Origin of the sequence: Legionella steelei (genome assembly GCF_001468005.1) — a bacterium.
Classification (GTDB): domain Bacteria; phylum Pseudomonadota; class Gammaproteobacteria; order Legionellales; family Legionellaceae; genus Legionella; species Legionella steelei.
The window spans coordinates 598,292-615,398 of record NZ_LNYY01000021.1; the positions used below are offsets into that span (position 1 = coordinate 598,292).

Consider the following 17,107-nt stretch of genomic DNA (forward strand, 5'->3'; position numbering starts at 1 on the left):
CGTTTGCATTTCAATTAAAAAAGCACAATTAAATCATCTCCAAATGCACTCGCGCTAGGTATAGAAAAAGCATACCCGGGGTTACGCTTCGCTGCACCCCGGCTACGTCAGCCTCTTTACGTTAAGCATCTTTATTAATGCTGTTCAAAATAATCGGGTGTTACACCATAAATAGAACAGGCCAGAGCCTTATTCGATTTTTTTTCCCAGTCAGGTTTTTTAAGAACTTCCATTGCATTTTTATAACCTGTTTTCATCCGATAATTAATTGCTGAACGAACAAAATTGTAATCTTTAAACGAATGGGAAAAAGGCGTGCCGCGATAAATGATATGTACCACACTGAAATGTTTGCTATGTCCCAGCTCCAGTATTTGCTGAACAATAGGATCTTTTTTGGCTTCCGGACTTAATTTTTCACCTAAAAACTGTATCGCGCCCTGCAGGTTTTGACGACTGGTGTAAATATTAGTGAGCCGGCGTGAATGGCTGGCATAACGAATGTCTTTTTGCCGTTCGTCAAGTTCCTCCATGGTTTGTGGTAATCGTCCTTGTAGGCTGAAACAATCCACCACAAAACATAAAGTATCTTGTTCAGGCAATGCATCTAGCACGGTCACCAGAGGCGTATTGGCATAGATGCCACCATCCCAATAATAATCATCACCAATTTTAACTGCTGGAAAGCCTGGAGGAAGCGCTCCACTTGCCATCACATGCTCTGGCGTAATGGTAATTTTTTGATTATTAAAAAATTCCATTTCGCCAGACGACAAATTGACCGCACCCAGACATAGGGTGGTTTTTTTGTCATTGATACGGTCAAAATCAATCAAACTTTCCAATGTTGTTTTGAGATGGGAGGTATCATAATAACTTAGTTTATCCGGTGTATCATAAGTCATGGGCGTGGGAGGAATTAGGCGGGGTTTAAAAAAACCGTCCAGACCGTAAAAGACTGCATGCATAGCGCCCATTTGATTATGTAAATGATGTAAAAAATTTGAAACGTCGCTATCAAAAAGTGTATCGTTCCATATTTTTGGTACGATGGTATCCCAAAAAGAGGTTAATTTTTCAATTTGTTTGTCTCTTGAATTACCAGCAATAATCGCACAGTTAATGGAGCCGATAGAGACTCCCGCTAGGAAATTGGGATTGTATCCTTTTTCATGAATTGCACGAAATGCGCCTACTTGGTATGCCCCCAATGCACCACCGCCCTGAAATACACATGCAATTCGTTCATAAGTTTGTTTGCCATGGGAATGATCTGCAGGTTTGTTAATACGGCATAAAGGATTTTTATGACAAGTTGATGATTTGCTAATTTTCTTACCCATTTGATGACTCCTACAGTCCTTTTTAATAATTATAATCTATAGCCGCAGAGTTTATGTAAGTAACTCGTTTGCTTGCAAACAGACACTTATAGACTCATTATTATTGATGTTAGATCACCTATGCAAGCAAATGGGGTATTTGCATACTAAGGGGCTAATTTTGGAAGACTATAAAAAATAATAACTGCTGTGATGTAGATTAAAGGAATAACATGCTTACAAAAATTGAGCGAATCAAACAGAACGAAGATGCAATAATAAGTGCAATTAAAGGCTTAGAAAATATAACTTACCATACAGTTTCAACCAGTTTACCAAGAAGGCTCGCAGAGGGCTCATTAAAACTAGATCATAGTGTTTATAATCCTGCTGATTTCAATACGGTGATGCCAAATGGTATTGGCCGGTATCTTATTTATGATCATACTGATACATCTAATCCTTTCTCAATATGGGTATTTGCATTTGCACCAGGACAAAAAACAACAATTCATGATCATAAATATAAGGGTACAGTTACAGTCTTAGAGGGACCAATATCTGAGAAATACTATCAACCAACAGGTGAGCATACTGCTCGGTTAGTAGAGCGTGTTAACCGTTATCGGTTTCATAGCAATCATGATGATTTAAATGGAGTTTTTGTTCATCAGCTCAAGCGAAGAAAAGTTTTAGGGGCAGGGGTTAGTGTGACTTTGCATATATACAATATGGAAGCTTATTTAGTAAATTTTCAAGGTGAAAAAACAGATCAAAGAAATTTAAATATCATCTATTCCAAGGATAAAACAATAGATAAGGAGAATATCCCACCTTATTCAGATGCTTATCCTGAGCGAACTTGTGGTATGTAGCCATTTTTACTGTAGTTTAACTTTTGAATCTAAGGGCTTTACTAATGACAACAATGATAATTGCCTATTTAATGTCTGGTATTGTAGCCGGTGTGTTAGCAACCATGTTTGGTTTCGGCGGCGGTTTTGTTGTTGTTCCATTATTATTCTGGTTACTTCCTCTCCATGGGGAGCATATTTGGTGCAAAAATTGGTATGTATTTCACAAACAAAGTACCTGACCAGTTATACGGTAAAATTTATGCGTTATTATTAGTCGTTGTGATTGTCAGTATGGCAGCAAATTAGACCGTTGCAAGCAAACAGCGCTACGCTAAATTAATTGCATTTTCATAGTTTATAGAATGGTACAATTTCGACTTTTTTTCTGGGGGATTCCTATTTCCATATCGTCATCACCACGATTTTTCTTCACTTCAAAAAATCGAAGAACTCCGCCAGTTGAAAATGTATCTTCTATCAGGGAAAAACGCTCTGTTGCATCTTCAAACTCATAGGGATGAATGACTTCTTCTTGGTTCGTGCACGCACTTAAGTTATGCGCTAGTCCATTAATGTATTTAATACTGTCGCCGACTAATATAATTGGTTTATTTTTAAGGGACTTATAACAAACGACTACACCATAAGAAGCGATATGATCTTGAATTTGAATATTTATAGCTGGTTGTGGCAGCTTGTTATTTTGGAAGTATTTTATAACGTTTTCAGTGAAGGCTTTCACCTTTTTGGAGTTCAACTGATGCCCTTTTTCAAATAATTCGATTTCTACAAGATCATCTCTGTTGAGCAAACTTTCAACTTTTGATATGTCTGCAGAGTTCCCATGCAACAATCCTATGTCACCATTTCTAAATTTAAAAATAACTGGAAAACAAGATTGCAAATCCGCAGTCCAAAGGCAACTTGTATCCGCAGCCCTTAAAATTTCCACCGCACCTATTCCAACTCGGATGGAATCGTTGCGTGCTTTTTTACTAAGAGCGATAGCCGAAGAATAATAAGTTCCTGGTTTTTTCACACTTGATGTAGGAGCTCCAGCGGCAGATAATTTGATATGTGGCATAAACACCTCAACAACATAAGTTTCATTTCCCGGGGTAATTTAAAAAATAACCACCCCGTGTAATTATAATACATATAAGTTAAGCCAATATTAGATGTAGCTAGATAAAAGTTAATGCCGATATCAATTAATTTATATTGATTGAGTCAGAGGAAATCATTTAGCAAACGTGAGTCTGGTTTTGGTCTGACCATTTATTGAGAGTTACTTAGCTCGTATTAGACAAAGCCGTAATATGGGATTTAACTTCAATCAGCAAATGCTATGAGACTGTTCAAGTTCTTGTTTGCAAGCAAACAGGCTATACAGAACATCCTCTTGCTACGTTTCATCTCTTTGCCTGTATATTAGGTGTTTCCCAAGCTATTTTGAGTTTGTTCAGTTTCGGTTTTGTCGATTTTTATTCTTTTATTAGATGTATTAGTGGCCTCTGCTTTTCTTTTTGAAAATAAAGTATTTGCATTTTCAGAGGGATGTACAAAAACATTTTCATCTATTTCCAAAGGTTGTTCAGTAACGTTTATATTCATTTCTTCTTCAGCAGGCGGGGGTACTAATTCAGTTTGCTCTGGCATATTGATTTGTGCGCAGTATTCTTTATAGTCCTTTAACGTATTGGCACATTGAGAAAAAAGTGCGATCTTATTTCTTAATCCGTTTAGAAGGATTTCTATTTTATCATTGTATTTTTTATCAATGCAGCTTCTCAAAATTAATTCATATTCTTCTAGCGGGGTATTAATAATTTTATAAATTATTGCGAACTTTTCTAGATTGGCTGCTTCGGTGCTCATAAAACCGTTTACTACATCCCAATTGCATTCATCAATTTCCTCTATGCAAAAATTATCTGTAAAATTATCTAAAAAATCACGTGAATGATTACGAGCTATATCATTAAATGCCATAACTATACTTGTTGCATCTTGAGAAAAGAACCAATGATTAAAGCAGCATTCTGGATCAAGCTTAATCATATAATAATCATTTCCATATTTGACCAAACCAAAGTTTCCTGGGTTTGTGTCAATATCATTCAAAAAGAAACTGACAATAGCTGTACTAACGATTCTCTTTATTTCGCCTTTTTGTCCTCCTAATTCAAAGGTATTTGTACCTGTAACTAATTTGTTGCCTAGTACAGTATACTGCTTTGTTGTGTCTTCGCTGTCATCTCCATCTGAATCTTCAATTTCGTGGGTTGCATTTATGGCTTCGCTTTCTTTAATACAATTACCCCAAGTGGTGAACTCAGAAACTTTTTTTGATAGGCGATAATAAACTCCGTTTTCATCAATCCCACTATAAAATTTCGGTTGAGGCTCACCTAATAACATATGGTAAATATTGCCGGAAGCTACTGCCAGCTCAATATTAAATTGCTGATCTTTAGGGAGGTCTGCATAACTAATATCCATCAGGCCTAAAACGCCTCCTCCAATTAAATTACACACTGAATCGCTGCAATACCATATATCACCACCAGTAGTAGCGGTTAATGGTGGAGGGCTTGTCTCTAATATTAATTCCTCTCCATTTTTATCATTAGGTTTCTCAATTTTAATACGCATAGTTAAACCAAAAACAATTGATTTGTGTATATATATTATACAAAATTTATTGCTGTGGTTCAAAAAAGGAGCGGTCATTATGGTGCATTGTTTGGGTTTCGGTAGCCGTTTACAACTCTATTATGTAGTCCAAATTGAATATCATTGCATTACCTGAGCGAATCAAGTTATAAAATATAAAAACACAAGGAGCGTGTTATGCCTAAAAAAATTTCTGAAACCGAATTTGCAGTCTTTAGTGCTGCATTATCGTTATTGGAGCATCTTGATAATCAAGACTCAGAGCATTTTCATTCTGCACAAAAGAAATTAGTACAATTGTGTTGTCCAGGAAAACTGGAAGGCAATGAACAAGAAGCGAATAATAAGGTCAATCAATTGATTGAAAAGTTTCGTCGAAAAAGCTCAAAACGTTATGGCGAAGAAGGTTTTGACTTGCGTGTAATATCTGAATCATTGAGAGGTGAGACAGCGCGACGGAGCTACTTATTACATAGCCGAAAATTTACGTACTTGAATCAGCGCCAATTAATTAATATCGTTACCAAAGTGATTAATCATTTTCAATTAGAAGAGCTTGCTGCACTTTTTCGAGAAAAATATTTTTCTGAAGTTGATTGCATTGCGGTGACGCAGTTTCTTGATCCTGAATACAAAAAGGGCGAACCCCATTTTCCTGCAACACGTTATCCCTCTTTATTAACTACAATGCACGATATAAAAATAGAGCAGGATAGTCCTCAGCCAAGCGAAAAATTGTTTCATACGAAAAAGGGATTTCGTTTAGTGCCAAAAAACAAAATGAATCCAAGATTACCTTTACTTCTTTCCGAAATAAGCGAAGAAACGCCGGCAGAGCTGAAGTATCACATTGGGGAAGAGGAGCGATTAATTACCGAAGGCGAAATCATTGGAACAGAACTAACACTGAAAAAGAATAAAAGTAAACACGCAAGCCTAGTACCAGGACCTTTATATTTAAGCTCATTTCCTGTAGTTAGCTCCATTAATAAAAATGCTGATAAGACAGAGACGGTCGACGATTTAGTCTTTAAAGGTGTTTGCTCTGTTCTTACTATTGAGGCAAGCAATGTGCCACAAAGAATTTATAATGAAGAAAAAAAAGCGCTTCCTAGTGATTGGATTCAGCGTGGCGTGAGTGTTGCTCTGATTCAATGTCCTGATTTACACGCTATGAGAACATTTCATACATTATTAGCGGCACAATATTTATTTAGTGAAGTGTTAGGCTGTCTACCAGGACGCAAAAATTCCGAATGTAAGAATCTAATCGATAAATTGATGGGTAAAAAATTTGAAAAAACGGATGTTACCCTTGCGATAAATGAAAAATCGAAGCTTAAAGTAGTATACGATAACGTTATTTCCTTTTTTGCTTCTAGCAAAGAACATGATGAGGCAAAATATTGCCGCAGTTTTATCAGTCAATGTCAATCTGATAAGCAAACAGATAGTTCAGGCAGTGCATCGGAACAGAATCAAGGTCGGGTACTCGTCCATTGCAAAGCAGGAATGAGTCGAAGTGCTACGGCATTACTTTCAATGTATATTGTTTTTATTGACGTTATTTTACGTTGGTATGCTAAAGATTTTATTCAATCGGAGCAGGATGAAACATTTTTTGGGGCGATCATTAAAGCCATATATCATCCTAGTAAAGACCCCATAGAGGATGTAAACAATATTGCGCATATTTTTTCTAAAAATTATAGACACATTACTCCTCTTAATGAGCAAATTTTGGTATTAGCACAGCTCATTGAATATAAGCGTCAAATGCTAAAAACTTCAGACTTTCACTATGATGGTGTGCTATTAAAAGATGAAGCACAGGAAACAAGAATTTTGTCACCTGTTCTTAGTTGATCAGATAATTTATAGGTCGAGCTAAAGCCCGATCTATAAATTATCTGTCTTCTCTTAAAAACGCACTTAAACTTTTTTTATGTTCTTTTTCCAGTAAGATTTTAAGCGTTTCGTCTGAGCCATAATTTGGAGCGAAGTTCTTGCCATATAGATTGCGCAATGTTTTGATTTTTGTATCACTACGCTTTTTTCTGATGACTCCGCTCTTATCTCGACTTCGATTATCTAATCCTTTGTCCATGATTTTTTGCCCATTTTTAAATAAAAATAGTTCTTTATATTATAGTACTTTGAATTGTACTTGATTAATTAATGATCAATTCTGTTTGCAAGTCTTTAGTTGCTTCAAAAATAAACTTAGAAAAATTCCTCACCCAAAAGGGATAGGGGGGGATCGAGTTGGTAGGTCGGGCCTTCAGGGAGGGGGCTTGGTGCGACAATTTCTTAAGTGTTAACTTAAAAGCAAATGTTTATGGAAATAAAAGATAGGTATTATGCTAGTCTTTACAATAATCAATAGAAAAAAATGAGTGAGCTATTACTCAAAATAGGTTTGTAGGAGGTAAGCATTATGGAATATAAAAGGTCAAATTTAGGTGATTTCGAGCAAGTAATTGCTCTGCAAAATAAAAATTTAGTTACTGCTTTAACCCCCTCAGAAAAAGCGGATGGCTTTCTTTCTGAAGGTTTATCCATCGAACAATTCAAATCGATGGATAAAGATATTTGTGTCTTTATTTGTAAAGATGAACAGGGCGTTTGTGGATATATTTGTGTCGGTTCCGTTGAATACAATAAAAATATACCCTTAGTCTCAGCCATGCTGGATTGTTTCCCAGATATTTCTTATCGAGGCAAGCAATTATCTAGGTATAATATTGCAATTTCTGGTCCAGTTTGTATTGATAGGAACCATAGAGGACAAGGATTATTTTTTAAACTTTATGAAAAACTCTCTGCGTTTTTATTGAATGAACGTCCAGAGTTAGATTTATATGTGGTCTTGGTTTCTACTCAAAATGAACGCTCTATAAATGCCCATAAAAAAGTTGGTATGGAAATTGTCGGAACATTTTCTTTTAATAATAATGATTTTTTAATCATGGTAGTTCCCATCAATAAACGTAAAGATGATAATTTATAATGTAGGTCGGGCCTTGGCCCGATGTCGATTGGCTATTCCTAAAATAATATTTTATCGCCAAGGCTTAATAATTAATCTGGCCGAAACATAAATAACCCGCTGTTAGCATCAATAACAGTCCCATAATGAAATTAAACTGTCGTAGACGCGCGTGATCTTTTAATAAATAAGATACCTTATCACCCAAAACTGCCCAAATACCCAGCGAAAGATAACATACGATAAAATAAATAAGGGTAAACGTTAAAAACGGATCATGATTGTTTGCACTGGAAAAAATTGAGGCTCCAGATACGCAGGCAATCCATGCTTTAGGATTTATCCATTGTAGTAAAAAACCTTCATAAAATTTAGGGGTATCCTTTTTAGTTACTTCCAACTCTGGTTTAGAAAAAGCTATTTTATATCCCATATAAATAATATATGACGAGCCTGCAATTGCTAAATAGGTTAGAAAAAATGGGTATGCATTAATAAATTGCGCGAATCCAAAGCCAATGAATATCAATAAGAAGGTAAACCCTATAGTCGCTCCTGATACATAAGGAATCGTTCTCTTGACTCCATAATTAATGCCAGAGGAAAGTATAATCATATTCACAGGTCCTGGTGTAATGGACATGACCAAAGAAAATGAAAACATTGCTAATAAAAGTGTCATCGTTATTCTCCTCTGAGAAAATTATCCTAATAATTCTATGTTGCCAGTCAATTTTATTACTTGTTTAATAGCTTACCATCTGTGTGATGATTTTATTAGATGATATAATTGGAATTTACTGTTTGATTTGATGGTACAATGATTGATGAATTAAGAGCCTTGGCAATCTTCGCAAAAGTGGTTGAGGCGGGCTCATTTCGTTCCGCAGCGAAGACGTTAAAACTTTCACCTTCGGTTGTTAGTCACCATGTGGCACAGCTGGAGGAGCGACTGGGAGTGGCTTTGCTTTATCGTTCCACACGACGACTTTCTCTTACTTATGAAGGTGAAAAATTATTTATAAGTGCGAAAGCAATGTTATCGGCAGCAGAAAAAGGGCTTAATGGTATTGCATATCACGCTCCTGAACCAACTGGCAAATTAAATCTGACCCTCCCTGCAATGCTCACAAAAAGTCCGCTTGTTGATGATATTGCTGCATTTGCCAAGGCTTTTCCAAAAGTAGCGCTTTCAATCAGTTTTAGCGACATACAACTGGATTTAATTCGAGAAAGCATCGATTTGGCGATTCGAATCGGTAATTTGCAAGACAGCACTTTAAAATCTAAACGGCTTTTTACGATGAAACGTAAAATTGTTATTGCTCCATCGGTAATGAATCGTCATAAGTCTCCACGCAAGCTTAAGGACTTACTCAAATGGGATTGGATTGGGCTCAAAATGCGTCCCAATACTAAGACGTTAATCAATCAAAAAGGACAAACTTATATAATTGATTTCGAGCCAAGAATTATCGTCGATAGCATGGATGCTGCTTGTCAATTGGCAATTGCTGGGCTAGGACTAGTGACCCCTCCTGTGTTTTTTGTGGCAGAGGATATCAATCAGGGGCGTCTTGTTGAACCTCTACCTGAATGGCAAGCAGAATCTCTTCCTATTTATGCTGTATGGCCACCTAATGCATCTAAAGAATCTCTGACGTATCGATTAATCACATTCCTAGAGATGAGAAAAAAGGCATACTTTGAATGAGCTTGATGCGATTAAAATGATGGCAATGACATCAATATTGTCCTACGTAGATCACATGTTGGGCCTTGGCCGCTCTCTTCCTAACCCTCTCCCCTTAGGGGTGAGGAGAACAAAAAAGTGAGAATATCTGCCCATTCATTCTCGTAAAAAAATAGTAAAACTTTTCACCATGTAGGCAGGAAAATTAAATTTTCACATATAATTGTTCCATTATTTATAAATTTTAAATTGGTTATTTCTCATGAAAAAAGACAATCATCAGCCAGATTCTGAACCAACAGGTGAACCGATAACCTCTTCTATGAGATTGGTTTTACAACAATTAAATAAAGAAGCAGAAAAAAAAGAAGCTGCTGCTGAATCAGCAAAAATACGTTGTCGAATTTGTTTTAAAGAAACTGCTCCAACTCCTCGTTGTTTTGGACATGGAGGTGGTGGCGGTGGCGGTGACGGAAGTGGTTCTGATAACTCATCAGAGGACAACGCTGGCCATGGCGATGATAAATCTCTGATTAAGACAGATCATTTAGTCGATGATTCTGAAGAGTTGATAGGGGAGTTCAGTTTCATGGAAGATAGTGAAGAACTCATGGAAGATGGTGAAGAGCTTGACCCAGAGTCTCAGTCTGAGGAAAGAAGCTTTGATCCAGACGTAATTGCTGAGCTAGTTGCTGAAGAACTATTGGTTATTAATAATGACCGCAAATCCATGACTCTGACGATTGATTTACAGTGTGAGCCTGATTCATTATCCGAAAAACAAAGAGAAGAGTTAGAAAAATTCATGCAGGCTATTCTCCAAGAGTTCAATGCGCTTAAAGAAAAGCATCATTTATCCGATGATTGCCTCAGCATGACTCGAGATGAAAAAGGCAATATAGTGTCACTTCGCGTTAGCCTACCCACATTAAAGCTATATGATGAATTTATCCAGAGGTTAGCAAATAATTTACAGCCCACACCAACTCCGAAATTACAAACAGAGGATAAGGACACTAAAAATTTAGCCCCAACCCCTTTGTCAATGAAGCCAAAGCCGACTGCCAAAAACAAGCCTATTGAGCAAGATGTAACTACTCAAGACGAAGAACTTTCTAAGGAAACTGCAGCTGAAGATGAGCAAGGAATCTTTAAGCTATCTCCTTTTTCAATCAAAATGGACCCGTGGTAAGAATGGATGTAAATAAGTCATGTAACTCTTTTATTCATACACATTAAAAACACCCTTATAGGTCGGGCTTTGGCCCGAAAATTCCCTCGAGAAGCTAACTTAAAAATGTACCCTGTACCATTCATTTTTTTGATTTAACGCCTCTCTTTAATCAAATTACTTACTATTTGAAGCATAAAAATCAAGAAAAGCGCTTATCTTTGGTAATTCACAACCATAGGGCTGGTAAAAGGTAAAAATTTCATATCGCTTAAATTTTATTTCTGGAAGAACGTGTATTAGTGTTTCGTCCTTAAGTGCCTGTTCAACCAATCTATCACCAGTTAAAAAGAGACCTATTCCATTTTTACATGCTTGATTTAGGGCATTAAAATCATTCATAAAAAGTATTGGTTTGGGACATGGTAGAAATGTTCCATTTTCTAGTGGTAGTTCTGTAGCCGGTTTTCTTAGACTATGAGAAATAAAAGGAAATGACATGAGATCGGATGCTTGAGTAGGCATGCCGTATTGATTCATTAAGCTTGGTGCCCCACAAAGAATATTGGCCACAGAGGGCATCTTTCTATATTTTAATTGATCGGTAAAAGGTGGAACTTCAGGAAAGCCGACCATTACATCGATGTCTTTACGTGCCAAATCGTTATCATGTTCTGAGAATAAAAACTCACATTCAATCAATGGATATTGAGCAACAAAGTCAACAAGTCTATTTAAAATAAGTTCTCGAGCAAGAATGTTTGAAACCAAAATAGTGATTTGACCTTGAGGATGAATTTGTCTTGATTCAATAAATTGCTCGATTTGTTGTGTCTCATGGAATAAGTTTCGGCATTTTTCGAGCAACATGAAACCAAAAGCAGTCAGCTGAACTTTGCGTGTATCCCGAATAAAGAGTTGTTCACCAAATTGTTGTTCCAGATTTTTAATTTGTTTGCTTACTGCAGTTGCAGTAACACTCAATTCTTCTGCCGCACGATTGTAATTGAGAAGTTCAGCAACTTTTATAAAACATCTTAATTGAGAAAAATTCAACATAATAAAGTTATATTCATCAGATATTCCATTAATTATAAACTAAAAGTTGATAATCAAGGAAATAATGTTGATTAATATCAGAGCAACCAGTAGGTACAATGTAAATAAATAAAAACATTTTTAAGGTCTATTATGAACTATCAATATCATCATGTTGGCATCCCGATAACAGAACCTCGCCCGGGCGAGCGTTATAGTCCTGTTATGGATATGTATACTTCAGAAGGGGAGCTACCTGGACGCATTCAATATCATCGATTTGGTCCTAATTGTCCGCTACATCCGCTGATTCAAACTCAACCGCATGTAGCCTATAAAGTGACCTGTATTGATGAAGCCATACAAGGAAAACATGTTCTTCTCGAACCTTATTTTCCTTTAAAAAACTTTAGAGTTGCTATCATTGAGGAATACGGTGCTGTAATCGAGTTTATAGAAACGAGTTTATCTGAAGATGAAATATGGAATGAATCAAAACATCAAGACTCAATGCTATATCCTCAAAGATAACTCTCTTCTCACAAGAGCTATGTTGAAAAAAATCGTATGTCATTCCCGCGCGGGCGAGAATCTATTCACAAACTTATCATTGTTCCTAATTTATAGATGGATTCCGCCTGCGCGGGAATGACATGAATATATAAATGTATTCTTACTAGTTTAATGTAAAGCTAAGGGATAAAGCCTCCGTTACCTGCTTGGGTATGCTGTAGGCTAGAAGGATTTGGGTTTGTTTCACTAGTTTGCTGTTCGAAAAAACCATTTTCTCTGCGTTGTTCTATGGATGTTAACATTAAACTGTCTTGTTCTTTACTTGCTTGAGCATGCTGTGGGCTAAAAGGGGCTGTTTTCCCAATTTTTTGCTCGAAAAAACCACTTTCTTTGCCTTGTTTTATTGAGGTTAAAGTTAAGCTTTCTTGCTTTTTTTGTTCCAGTAACAGATGCACCACTTGTTCGAGGCGCGCAACCATTTTATGTATATCAGTAAATTGAGTATATCCATAATGTGCAGTAACACGAATATTATTAGGAGGACGGACGTCTATTTCAAACGCTCCTAATTCATTTGCTGTTTTTAGTAAAGTTTCTATTTGTCTGACATCACTAATACCCTTAACGCGAAAAACCAACATAGCTCCGCATTTTTTAGGGGCGTCAGGGGTAATCCATTCAATTTTATCGCCTAAATGTTGTTGGATTAGAGCATGCATATAGCGAGTAAGACATTCTGATTTGGCATTTAATTTATCCCAGCCTATCTGACTCATTGTTTTGATATAAGTTTTTACTGGTGCAAGCGCAACAGGGGAGGGGTTGCTGCATCTAAAAGCCCATGCTCCTTTTTGCATCATAATCTCAGAAGCGTACCCATCAATTAAGTCAAAAACTTTGTCAGAAGCAGCTGCTTTCCATCCTTGAATGGGTGGATATTTTTCCAAATCTGTATTTTTGTTAACATAAATACCAAAGCCGCTGCCTGCAGAACCACAAATGTGTTTATAGCCACAACCCACCGCGTAGGTGACGGGTAATTCACATAGATTTAAAGTTCTATTTCCTACGGTATGCGCTAAATCCAAGCCAACAATAATATGATGTTGCTCTATCGTATCCTTTAATTCAGTTAAGATTCGCGTGATGTCAAGACGTTGTCCGGTACTAAATACAATGTCAGATAAGTGCAGGATTTGCATTTGCGCGGCATGCTCTTTGACAAAATGAATAATGACCTCTTCACTATAGAGTCCTTTTTCATCAGGTAGGATCTTTAGGGCAAGGGAGGAGGGGCTAGGAGCTGGCATCGACGCACTGAAAACACCAAAACCCTTGGCTGTTTGTATCCCTCTTTTTAATACAGATTCTATGACTGCTTGATCGGAAAAAAACTCTTTTCCTAAATGACAAAAACCAGTTTTTCCTGATTGCCAATCCATGAGTGTTGGTCGATAAAAGGTATCCACCAAACGACCTAAATTTGAAGATAAGCCTTCTTGAGTATAGAGAAATTCACAAGGATCAGAAAAGCCTAGCATTGCTTGCATGGCTTTGATGGCTTCTTCTTCAATATCACAATCAAACCAATTACCGCCATGTTCACGAGTTTCGGGGAAATGTCCTTCATGTAACTGTGATGCTTGTAACTCATTAATTCGCTCTATTTCTTTCACAGCAGGTTTGAATACAGGTCCTAAGGAATGGCCGGCAAAAGGAGTCAAACCCTTAAGTTCAAATAGCTCATGTAAGTCTTTTAACGGATCAATAGAATCTAAAAAGGCGGCATATTCTTGGGAAAAACCATCAGATTTTTCTGAAATTAAGTGGATAAATTCATCTGGATTAGATGTCATTGCGTCAATCAGTTCTTTCATCGTTCCCTCTAAAGTCAATACGGTTAGGCGGCTATAGTAAGCCTTTCTCTGAGATGATTCTATGGCTGTTATTAAAGAATTTTTTGGGAAAAAAATCCGCATTTTATTCAAATAATTGTCGGGCCTAGACCCGACCTACCAATGCCATTAAATTCCCTTTTTTGGGGAGAGGGGATTATTTGTGTTGTTTGAGTCAGGCATAGGTCTTGTAAGTAATTAAATTGTCAGTAATCTCAAATAGTTTACAAAAAGGTAGAATAATTGTATTTTCCGTTGGGATTCTTACGATACTTAAATTGAATCGAATTGTCCTATACGTTTCATGGAAAAGTTGACCGCAGAGCGTATCCTTTTATTTTACATTTCAAGAGGTTTTTAATATGAAATTGTTTCGAATGACGTTGCTTGGATTTTTATTTTCTACCACGCTGAGCGCCCAAGCTTTGGCTGCACCAGGAGCGGATACCGCTGCGGTTGTCCCAGTAGATGATTATGAGTTCCAACAAGAGCGAATGAAGCTTACTCCTGATTCTGTGATGGTTCTTTCAACATTTGATAGCGAAGATCATGTTACCGCGTACACATATGCTGGAGTACGTTTATGGAATGCGCCGTTCCATGCGAAAATATTATCATGGCAATTTGCAGGTGATTTTGTTTTTGTTTTTTCTAAAGACCGTAAAGGGACAAAAACTTATATTACCTGTCTTAACAGACATACAGGGTCTCTGGTTTGGCAAAAACCTTAAGTGCTTTCATCGAACAATCGTAGGTTGGACCTTGGGCCGACCTACGTCAAAATGTGTATCATCGTTCGCTATAGCTCACCCTGCCAAGAGTATTTCTTTAAATCAACATAACCCTTAATAATGGCAATGCCTTCTTTTTCTAATAGTTCTTTTTGTACTAAATACTGAGGGGTATCGGCAGGAAAAGAAAGTTTTCCTCCAGATTTTAACACCCGTTGCCAGGGAAGATTATGACTTCCAGTACACGAGTGCAGAAGCCATCCGACACCACGTGCTCCTTGTGGGTGACCTGCTAGTCTGGCAATATCCCCATAGGTTGCAACCTTACCTCGTGGTATTGATTTAATTAACTTTAGCACTTCCTTTGAAAACTCAGTTTGTGTGTTCATTTTGCGAAAAGTCAGTTCGGTTATTTTTCTATTATAGGCCTTTTACTTAATGTCTCAATTTTCTTAAGATAAGCATTAAATTGATTAGTATTTTTAGCGAAATATAATTTTATGCAAAACTCTCGAACATTTATCCTAATTCACGGAGCTTGGCATGCCTCTTGGTGTTGGAAACGTATTGCAAAAGCGCTTTCCTTGAAAGGACATAAAGTGTATACGCCAGATTTGCCAGGCCATGGGAGCTTAAATAATCAAATCAGCGGGTCAATAGGTCTTGCTGATTATGTACATCGTGTTGTGACATTAATTCAACAGCAACAAGAACAAGTGACACTGGTTGGCCATAGTATGGCAGGGTTAGTTATTTCAGGGGTTGCTGAAATAGTTCCTGATGCTATTCGCGAACTCATTTTTGTCGCGGGTTATGTGCCACAAGATCAGACGTCGTTGTTTTCATTAGCGCAAGAATCCGAATCACATAAACTCACACCTTTTTTAATTATTGATGAGCCTTTACAAGAAATTCGCCTGCAATGTTCACCTCTGTTAGTCGATATTCTTTTTAACTGCTGCAGTAGCGAGGATGTTGAAAAAGCGCTGACTCAATTGCAAGCGCAACCTTTGCGGCCATTTACTGAGTCAGTTCATCTTGGCGAACAATTTACTCGTATTGCTAAACGCTCTTTGGTTTGCCGATATGATCACGCGCTATTCCTAAGTGATCAATTACGTATGAGTAGAGAAGTTACTGACAATATTATATATTTAGATGCCGACCATGCCGCCTATTATTCAGGTGCAGGGCAGATTGTAGATGAATTATTAAAATAAGAGAATCGTGTTTATGCAAGAAAAAATTTTAAAAGAGCATAATGTTGCTACTACTTCCTTATTAGCAAACTATTGGAAAAATCAGGCTAAATCTAAAGAGAATTGGCCCACATTAACACAAAAACAAGGCACAAGAGAAAAAGATTTATTTAAAGATCCCCTGATGCAAAATTTTGTTAGTGAACAGGTAAAAGAAGAAGCAGAACAAAGATTAGATAAAAGAATGTGGCTGCCTTTAGCGACGAGAACACGCTTTTTTAGACGAACCGTATCCGATGCGGTGAAAAACAAAGAAGTAAAGCAAGTCATCATTTTAGGCAGTGGCTTTGATACCTTACCTGCTCGCAAAATGAAATATACACAGCAATTGGGTGTGCGCTTTTTTGAAATTGACCAGCCGCAAATTTTAAAATGTAAAGAACAAATTTATGCGGAGCAACAGGTTAACAAAAATGCTACTTATATCGGGCTGGATTATGTTAAAGGCGATTTAATTGCAGAATTAACAAAAAATGATATTGATTTCACAAAACCAACGTTAATTTTATGGGAAGGCAATACATTCTATCTTGAAAAAGAAGAGGTCATTAGAATCTTACGTGATTTATCTAGTAAATTTAGCCACTTAATTATTACCTTCGACTATATGCATGCTTTGATGCAAACAGGAAAACAACAATTGGACTCATCTGCTAAAGAAAAAAGTCTAGAAACCACATTAGATGAGTTTGCCAGTAAAAAATCGCCCTTCAAAACATTTTTTGAACCCAATGAAATTGTTTCTCTTTGCAAAGAGCTGGGAATACAATGCGTGGATCATAAACCAGCCGCAGAGTTAGCTAAAGAATATCAAGTGGATCAAGCTCCATACTATACAGCTGAAACTTATTCGATGGTAACGTTTCAGGGCAAGTAGAAAAATGTAGCCTGGTTGCTTGCAACCAGGAGCTGCTAAATTCCATAAATTGATAAAGTCCAAATGAAGTCCTGGTCCCAGCTGCA

At 37.0% G+C, this 17,107-nt stretch carries 18 protein-coding genes; 10 read left to right on the plus strand and 8 right to left on the minus strand.

Going from position 1 to position 17,107, the window contains the following annotated elements:
- Positions 1-134: 134 nt before the first annotated feature.
- Positions 135-1,343, minus strand: a complete 1,209-nt coding sequence (locus tag Lste_RS17195; protein ID WP_058512203.1) for a patatin-like phospholipase family protein — start codon at positions 1,341-1,343, stop codon at positions 135-137.
- Between the two features lie 212 nt (positions 1,344-1,555).
- On the opposite strand from Lste_RS17195, the gene Lste_RS17200 reads away from it, so the two are divergent.
- Entirely contained in the window at positions 1,556-2,197 is a 642-nt protein-coding gene (locus Lste_RS17200) for a cupin domain-containing protein (RefSeq protein ID WP_058512204.1), read from the plus strand.
- A gap of 44 nt (positions 2,198-2,241) precedes the next feature.
- Positions 2,242-2,418, plus strand: a complete 177-nt coding sequence (locus tag Lste_RS19685; RefSeq protein ID WP_237760521.1) for a hypothetical protein — start codon at positions 2,242-2,244, stop codon at positions 2,416-2,418.
- Positions 2,419-2,534: 116 nt separating this feature from the next.
- Here Lste_RS19685 and Lste_RS17205 read toward each other — a convergent pair whose 3' ends face one another.
- Together Lste_RS17205 and Lste_RS17210 are read right to left on the minus strand one after the other, a co-directional pair.
- Positions 2,535-3,263 carry a hypothetical protein gene (locus Lste_RS17205; protein WP_058512205.1) on the minus strand — a complete coding sequence of 243 codons (729 nt, stop codon included), beginning with the start codon at positions 3,261-3,263 and terminating at the stop codon, positions 2,535-2,537.
- A 347-nt stretch (positions 3,264-3,610) separates the two neighbouring features.
- Positions 3,611-4,834: a hypothetical protein gene (locus Lste_RS17210; protein ID WP_157070785.1), complete on the minus strand. Its 1,224-nt coding sequence runs from the start codon at positions 4,832-4,834 to the stop codon at positions 3,611-3,613.
- A gap of 198 nt (positions 4,835-5,032) precedes the next feature.
- On the opposite strand from Lste_RS17210, the gene Lste_RS17215 reads away from it, so the two are divergent.
- Entirely contained in the window at positions 5,033-6,721 is a 1,689-nt protein-coding gene (locus Lste_RS17215; RefSeq protein WP_058512207.1) for a dual specificity protein phosphatase family protein, read from the plus strand.
- 40 nt (positions 6,722-6,761) lie between these two features.
- Here the strand turns inward: Lste_RS17215 and Lste_RS17220 are convergent, their stop codons facing one another.
- Positions 6,762-6,962 carry a hypothetical protein gene (locus Lste_RS17220; RefSeq protein ID WP_058512208.1) on the minus strand — a complete coding sequence of 67 codons (201 nt, stop codon included), beginning with the start codon at positions 6,960-6,962 and terminating at the stop codon, positions 6,762-6,764.
- Between the two features lie 330 nt (positions 6,963-7,292).
- Here Lste_RS17220 and Lste_RS17225 point away from each other — a divergent pair, with 330 nt between their 5' ends.
- Positions 7,293-7,865 carry a GNAT family N-acetyltransferase gene (locus Lste_RS17225; protein WP_058512209.1) on the plus strand — a complete coding sequence of 191 codons (573 nt, stop codon included), beginning with the start codon at positions 7,293-7,295 and terminating at the stop codon, positions 7,863-7,865.
- Between the two features lie 64 nt (positions 7,866-7,929).
- Here Lste_RS17225 and Lste_RS17230 read toward each other — a convergent pair whose 3' ends face one another.
- A complete protein-coding gene (locus Lste_RS17230) occupies positions 7,930-8,526 on the minus strand; it encodes a LysE family translocator (RefSeq protein ID WP_058512210.1) in 597 nt (198 codons plus the stop codon).
- Between the two features lie 138 nt (positions 8,527-8,664).
- Between Lste_RS17230 and Lste_RS17235 the strand changes: the two genes are divergently transcribed.
- Both Lste_RS17235 and Lste_RS17240 read left to right on the plus strand, forming a co-directional pair.
- Positions 8,665-9,558: a LysR family transcriptional regulator gene (locus Lste_RS17235; RefSeq protein WP_058512211.1), complete on the plus strand. Its 894-nt coding sequence runs from the start codon at positions 8,665-8,667 to the stop codon at positions 9,556-9,558.
- Between the two features lie 241 nt (positions 9,559-9,799).
- Positions 9,800-10,729, plus strand: coding sequence for a hypothetical protein (locus tag Lste_RS17240; RefSeq protein ID WP_058512212.1), 930 nt, complete (start codon positions 9,800-9,802; stop codon positions 10,727-10,729).
- 156 nt (positions 10,730-10,885) lie between these two features.
- Here Lste_RS17240 and Lste_RS17245 read toward each other — a convergent pair whose 3' ends face one another.
- A complete protein-coding gene (locus tag Lste_RS17245) occupies positions 10,886-11,767 on the minus strand; it encodes a LysR family transcriptional regulator (protein ID WP_058512213.1) in 882 nt (293 codons plus the stop codon).
- A gap of 132 nt (positions 11,768-11,899) precedes the next feature.
- On the opposite strand from Lste_RS17245, the gene Lste_RS17250 reads away from it, so the two are divergent.
- Positions 11,900-12,277, plus strand: a complete 378-nt coding sequence (locus Lste_RS17250; RefSeq protein WP_058512214.1) for a hypothetical protein — start codon at positions 11,900-11,902, stop codon at positions 12,275-12,277.
- Positions 12,278-12,438: 161 nt separating this feature from the next.
- Here Lste_RS17250 and Lste_RS17255 read toward each other — a convergent pair whose 3' ends face one another.
- The gene (locus tag Lste_RS17255; RefSeq protein ID WP_058512215.1) at positions 12,439-14,136 is read right to left on the minus strand and encodes an aminotransferase class V-fold PLP-dependent enzyme; all 1,698 of its coding nucleotides are present in this window, start codon (positions 14,134-14,136) and stop codon (positions 12,439-12,441) included.
- A gap of 380 nt (positions 14,137-14,516) precedes the next feature.
- Between Lste_RS17255 and Lste_RS17260 the strand changes: the two genes are divergently transcribed.
- The gene (locus tag Lste_RS17260; RefSeq protein WP_058512216.1) at positions 14,517-14,885 is read left to right on the plus strand and encodes a hypothetical protein; all 369 of its coding nucleotides are present in this window, start codon (positions 14,517-14,519) and stop codon (positions 14,883-14,885) included.
- Between the two features lie 68 nt (positions 14,886-14,953).
- Here the strand turns inward: Lste_RS17260 and Lste_RS17265 are convergent, their stop codons facing one another.
- Entirely contained in the window at positions 14,954-15,274 is a 321-nt protein-coding gene (locus Lste_RS17265; RefSeq protein ID WP_058512217.1) for an MGMT family protein, read from the minus strand.
- 111 nt (positions 15,275-15,385) lie between these two features.
- Here Lste_RS17265 and Lste_RS17270 point away from each other — a divergent pair, with 111 nt between their 5' ends.
- Positions 15,386-16,105, plus strand: coding sequence for an alpha/beta hydrolase (locus Lste_RS17270; RefSeq protein ID WP_058512218.1), 720 nt, complete (start codon positions 15,386-15,388; stop codon positions 16,103-16,105).
- Positions 16,106-16,118: 13 nt separating this feature from the next.
- Positions 16,119-17,021 (plus strand): class I SAM-dependent methyltransferase, encoded by a 903-nt coding sequence (locus Lste_RS17275; RefSeq protein ID WP_058512219.1) that lies wholly within the window; start codon positions 16,119-16,121, stop codon positions 17,019-17,021.
- Positions 17,022-17,107 lie beyond the last annotated feature (86 nt).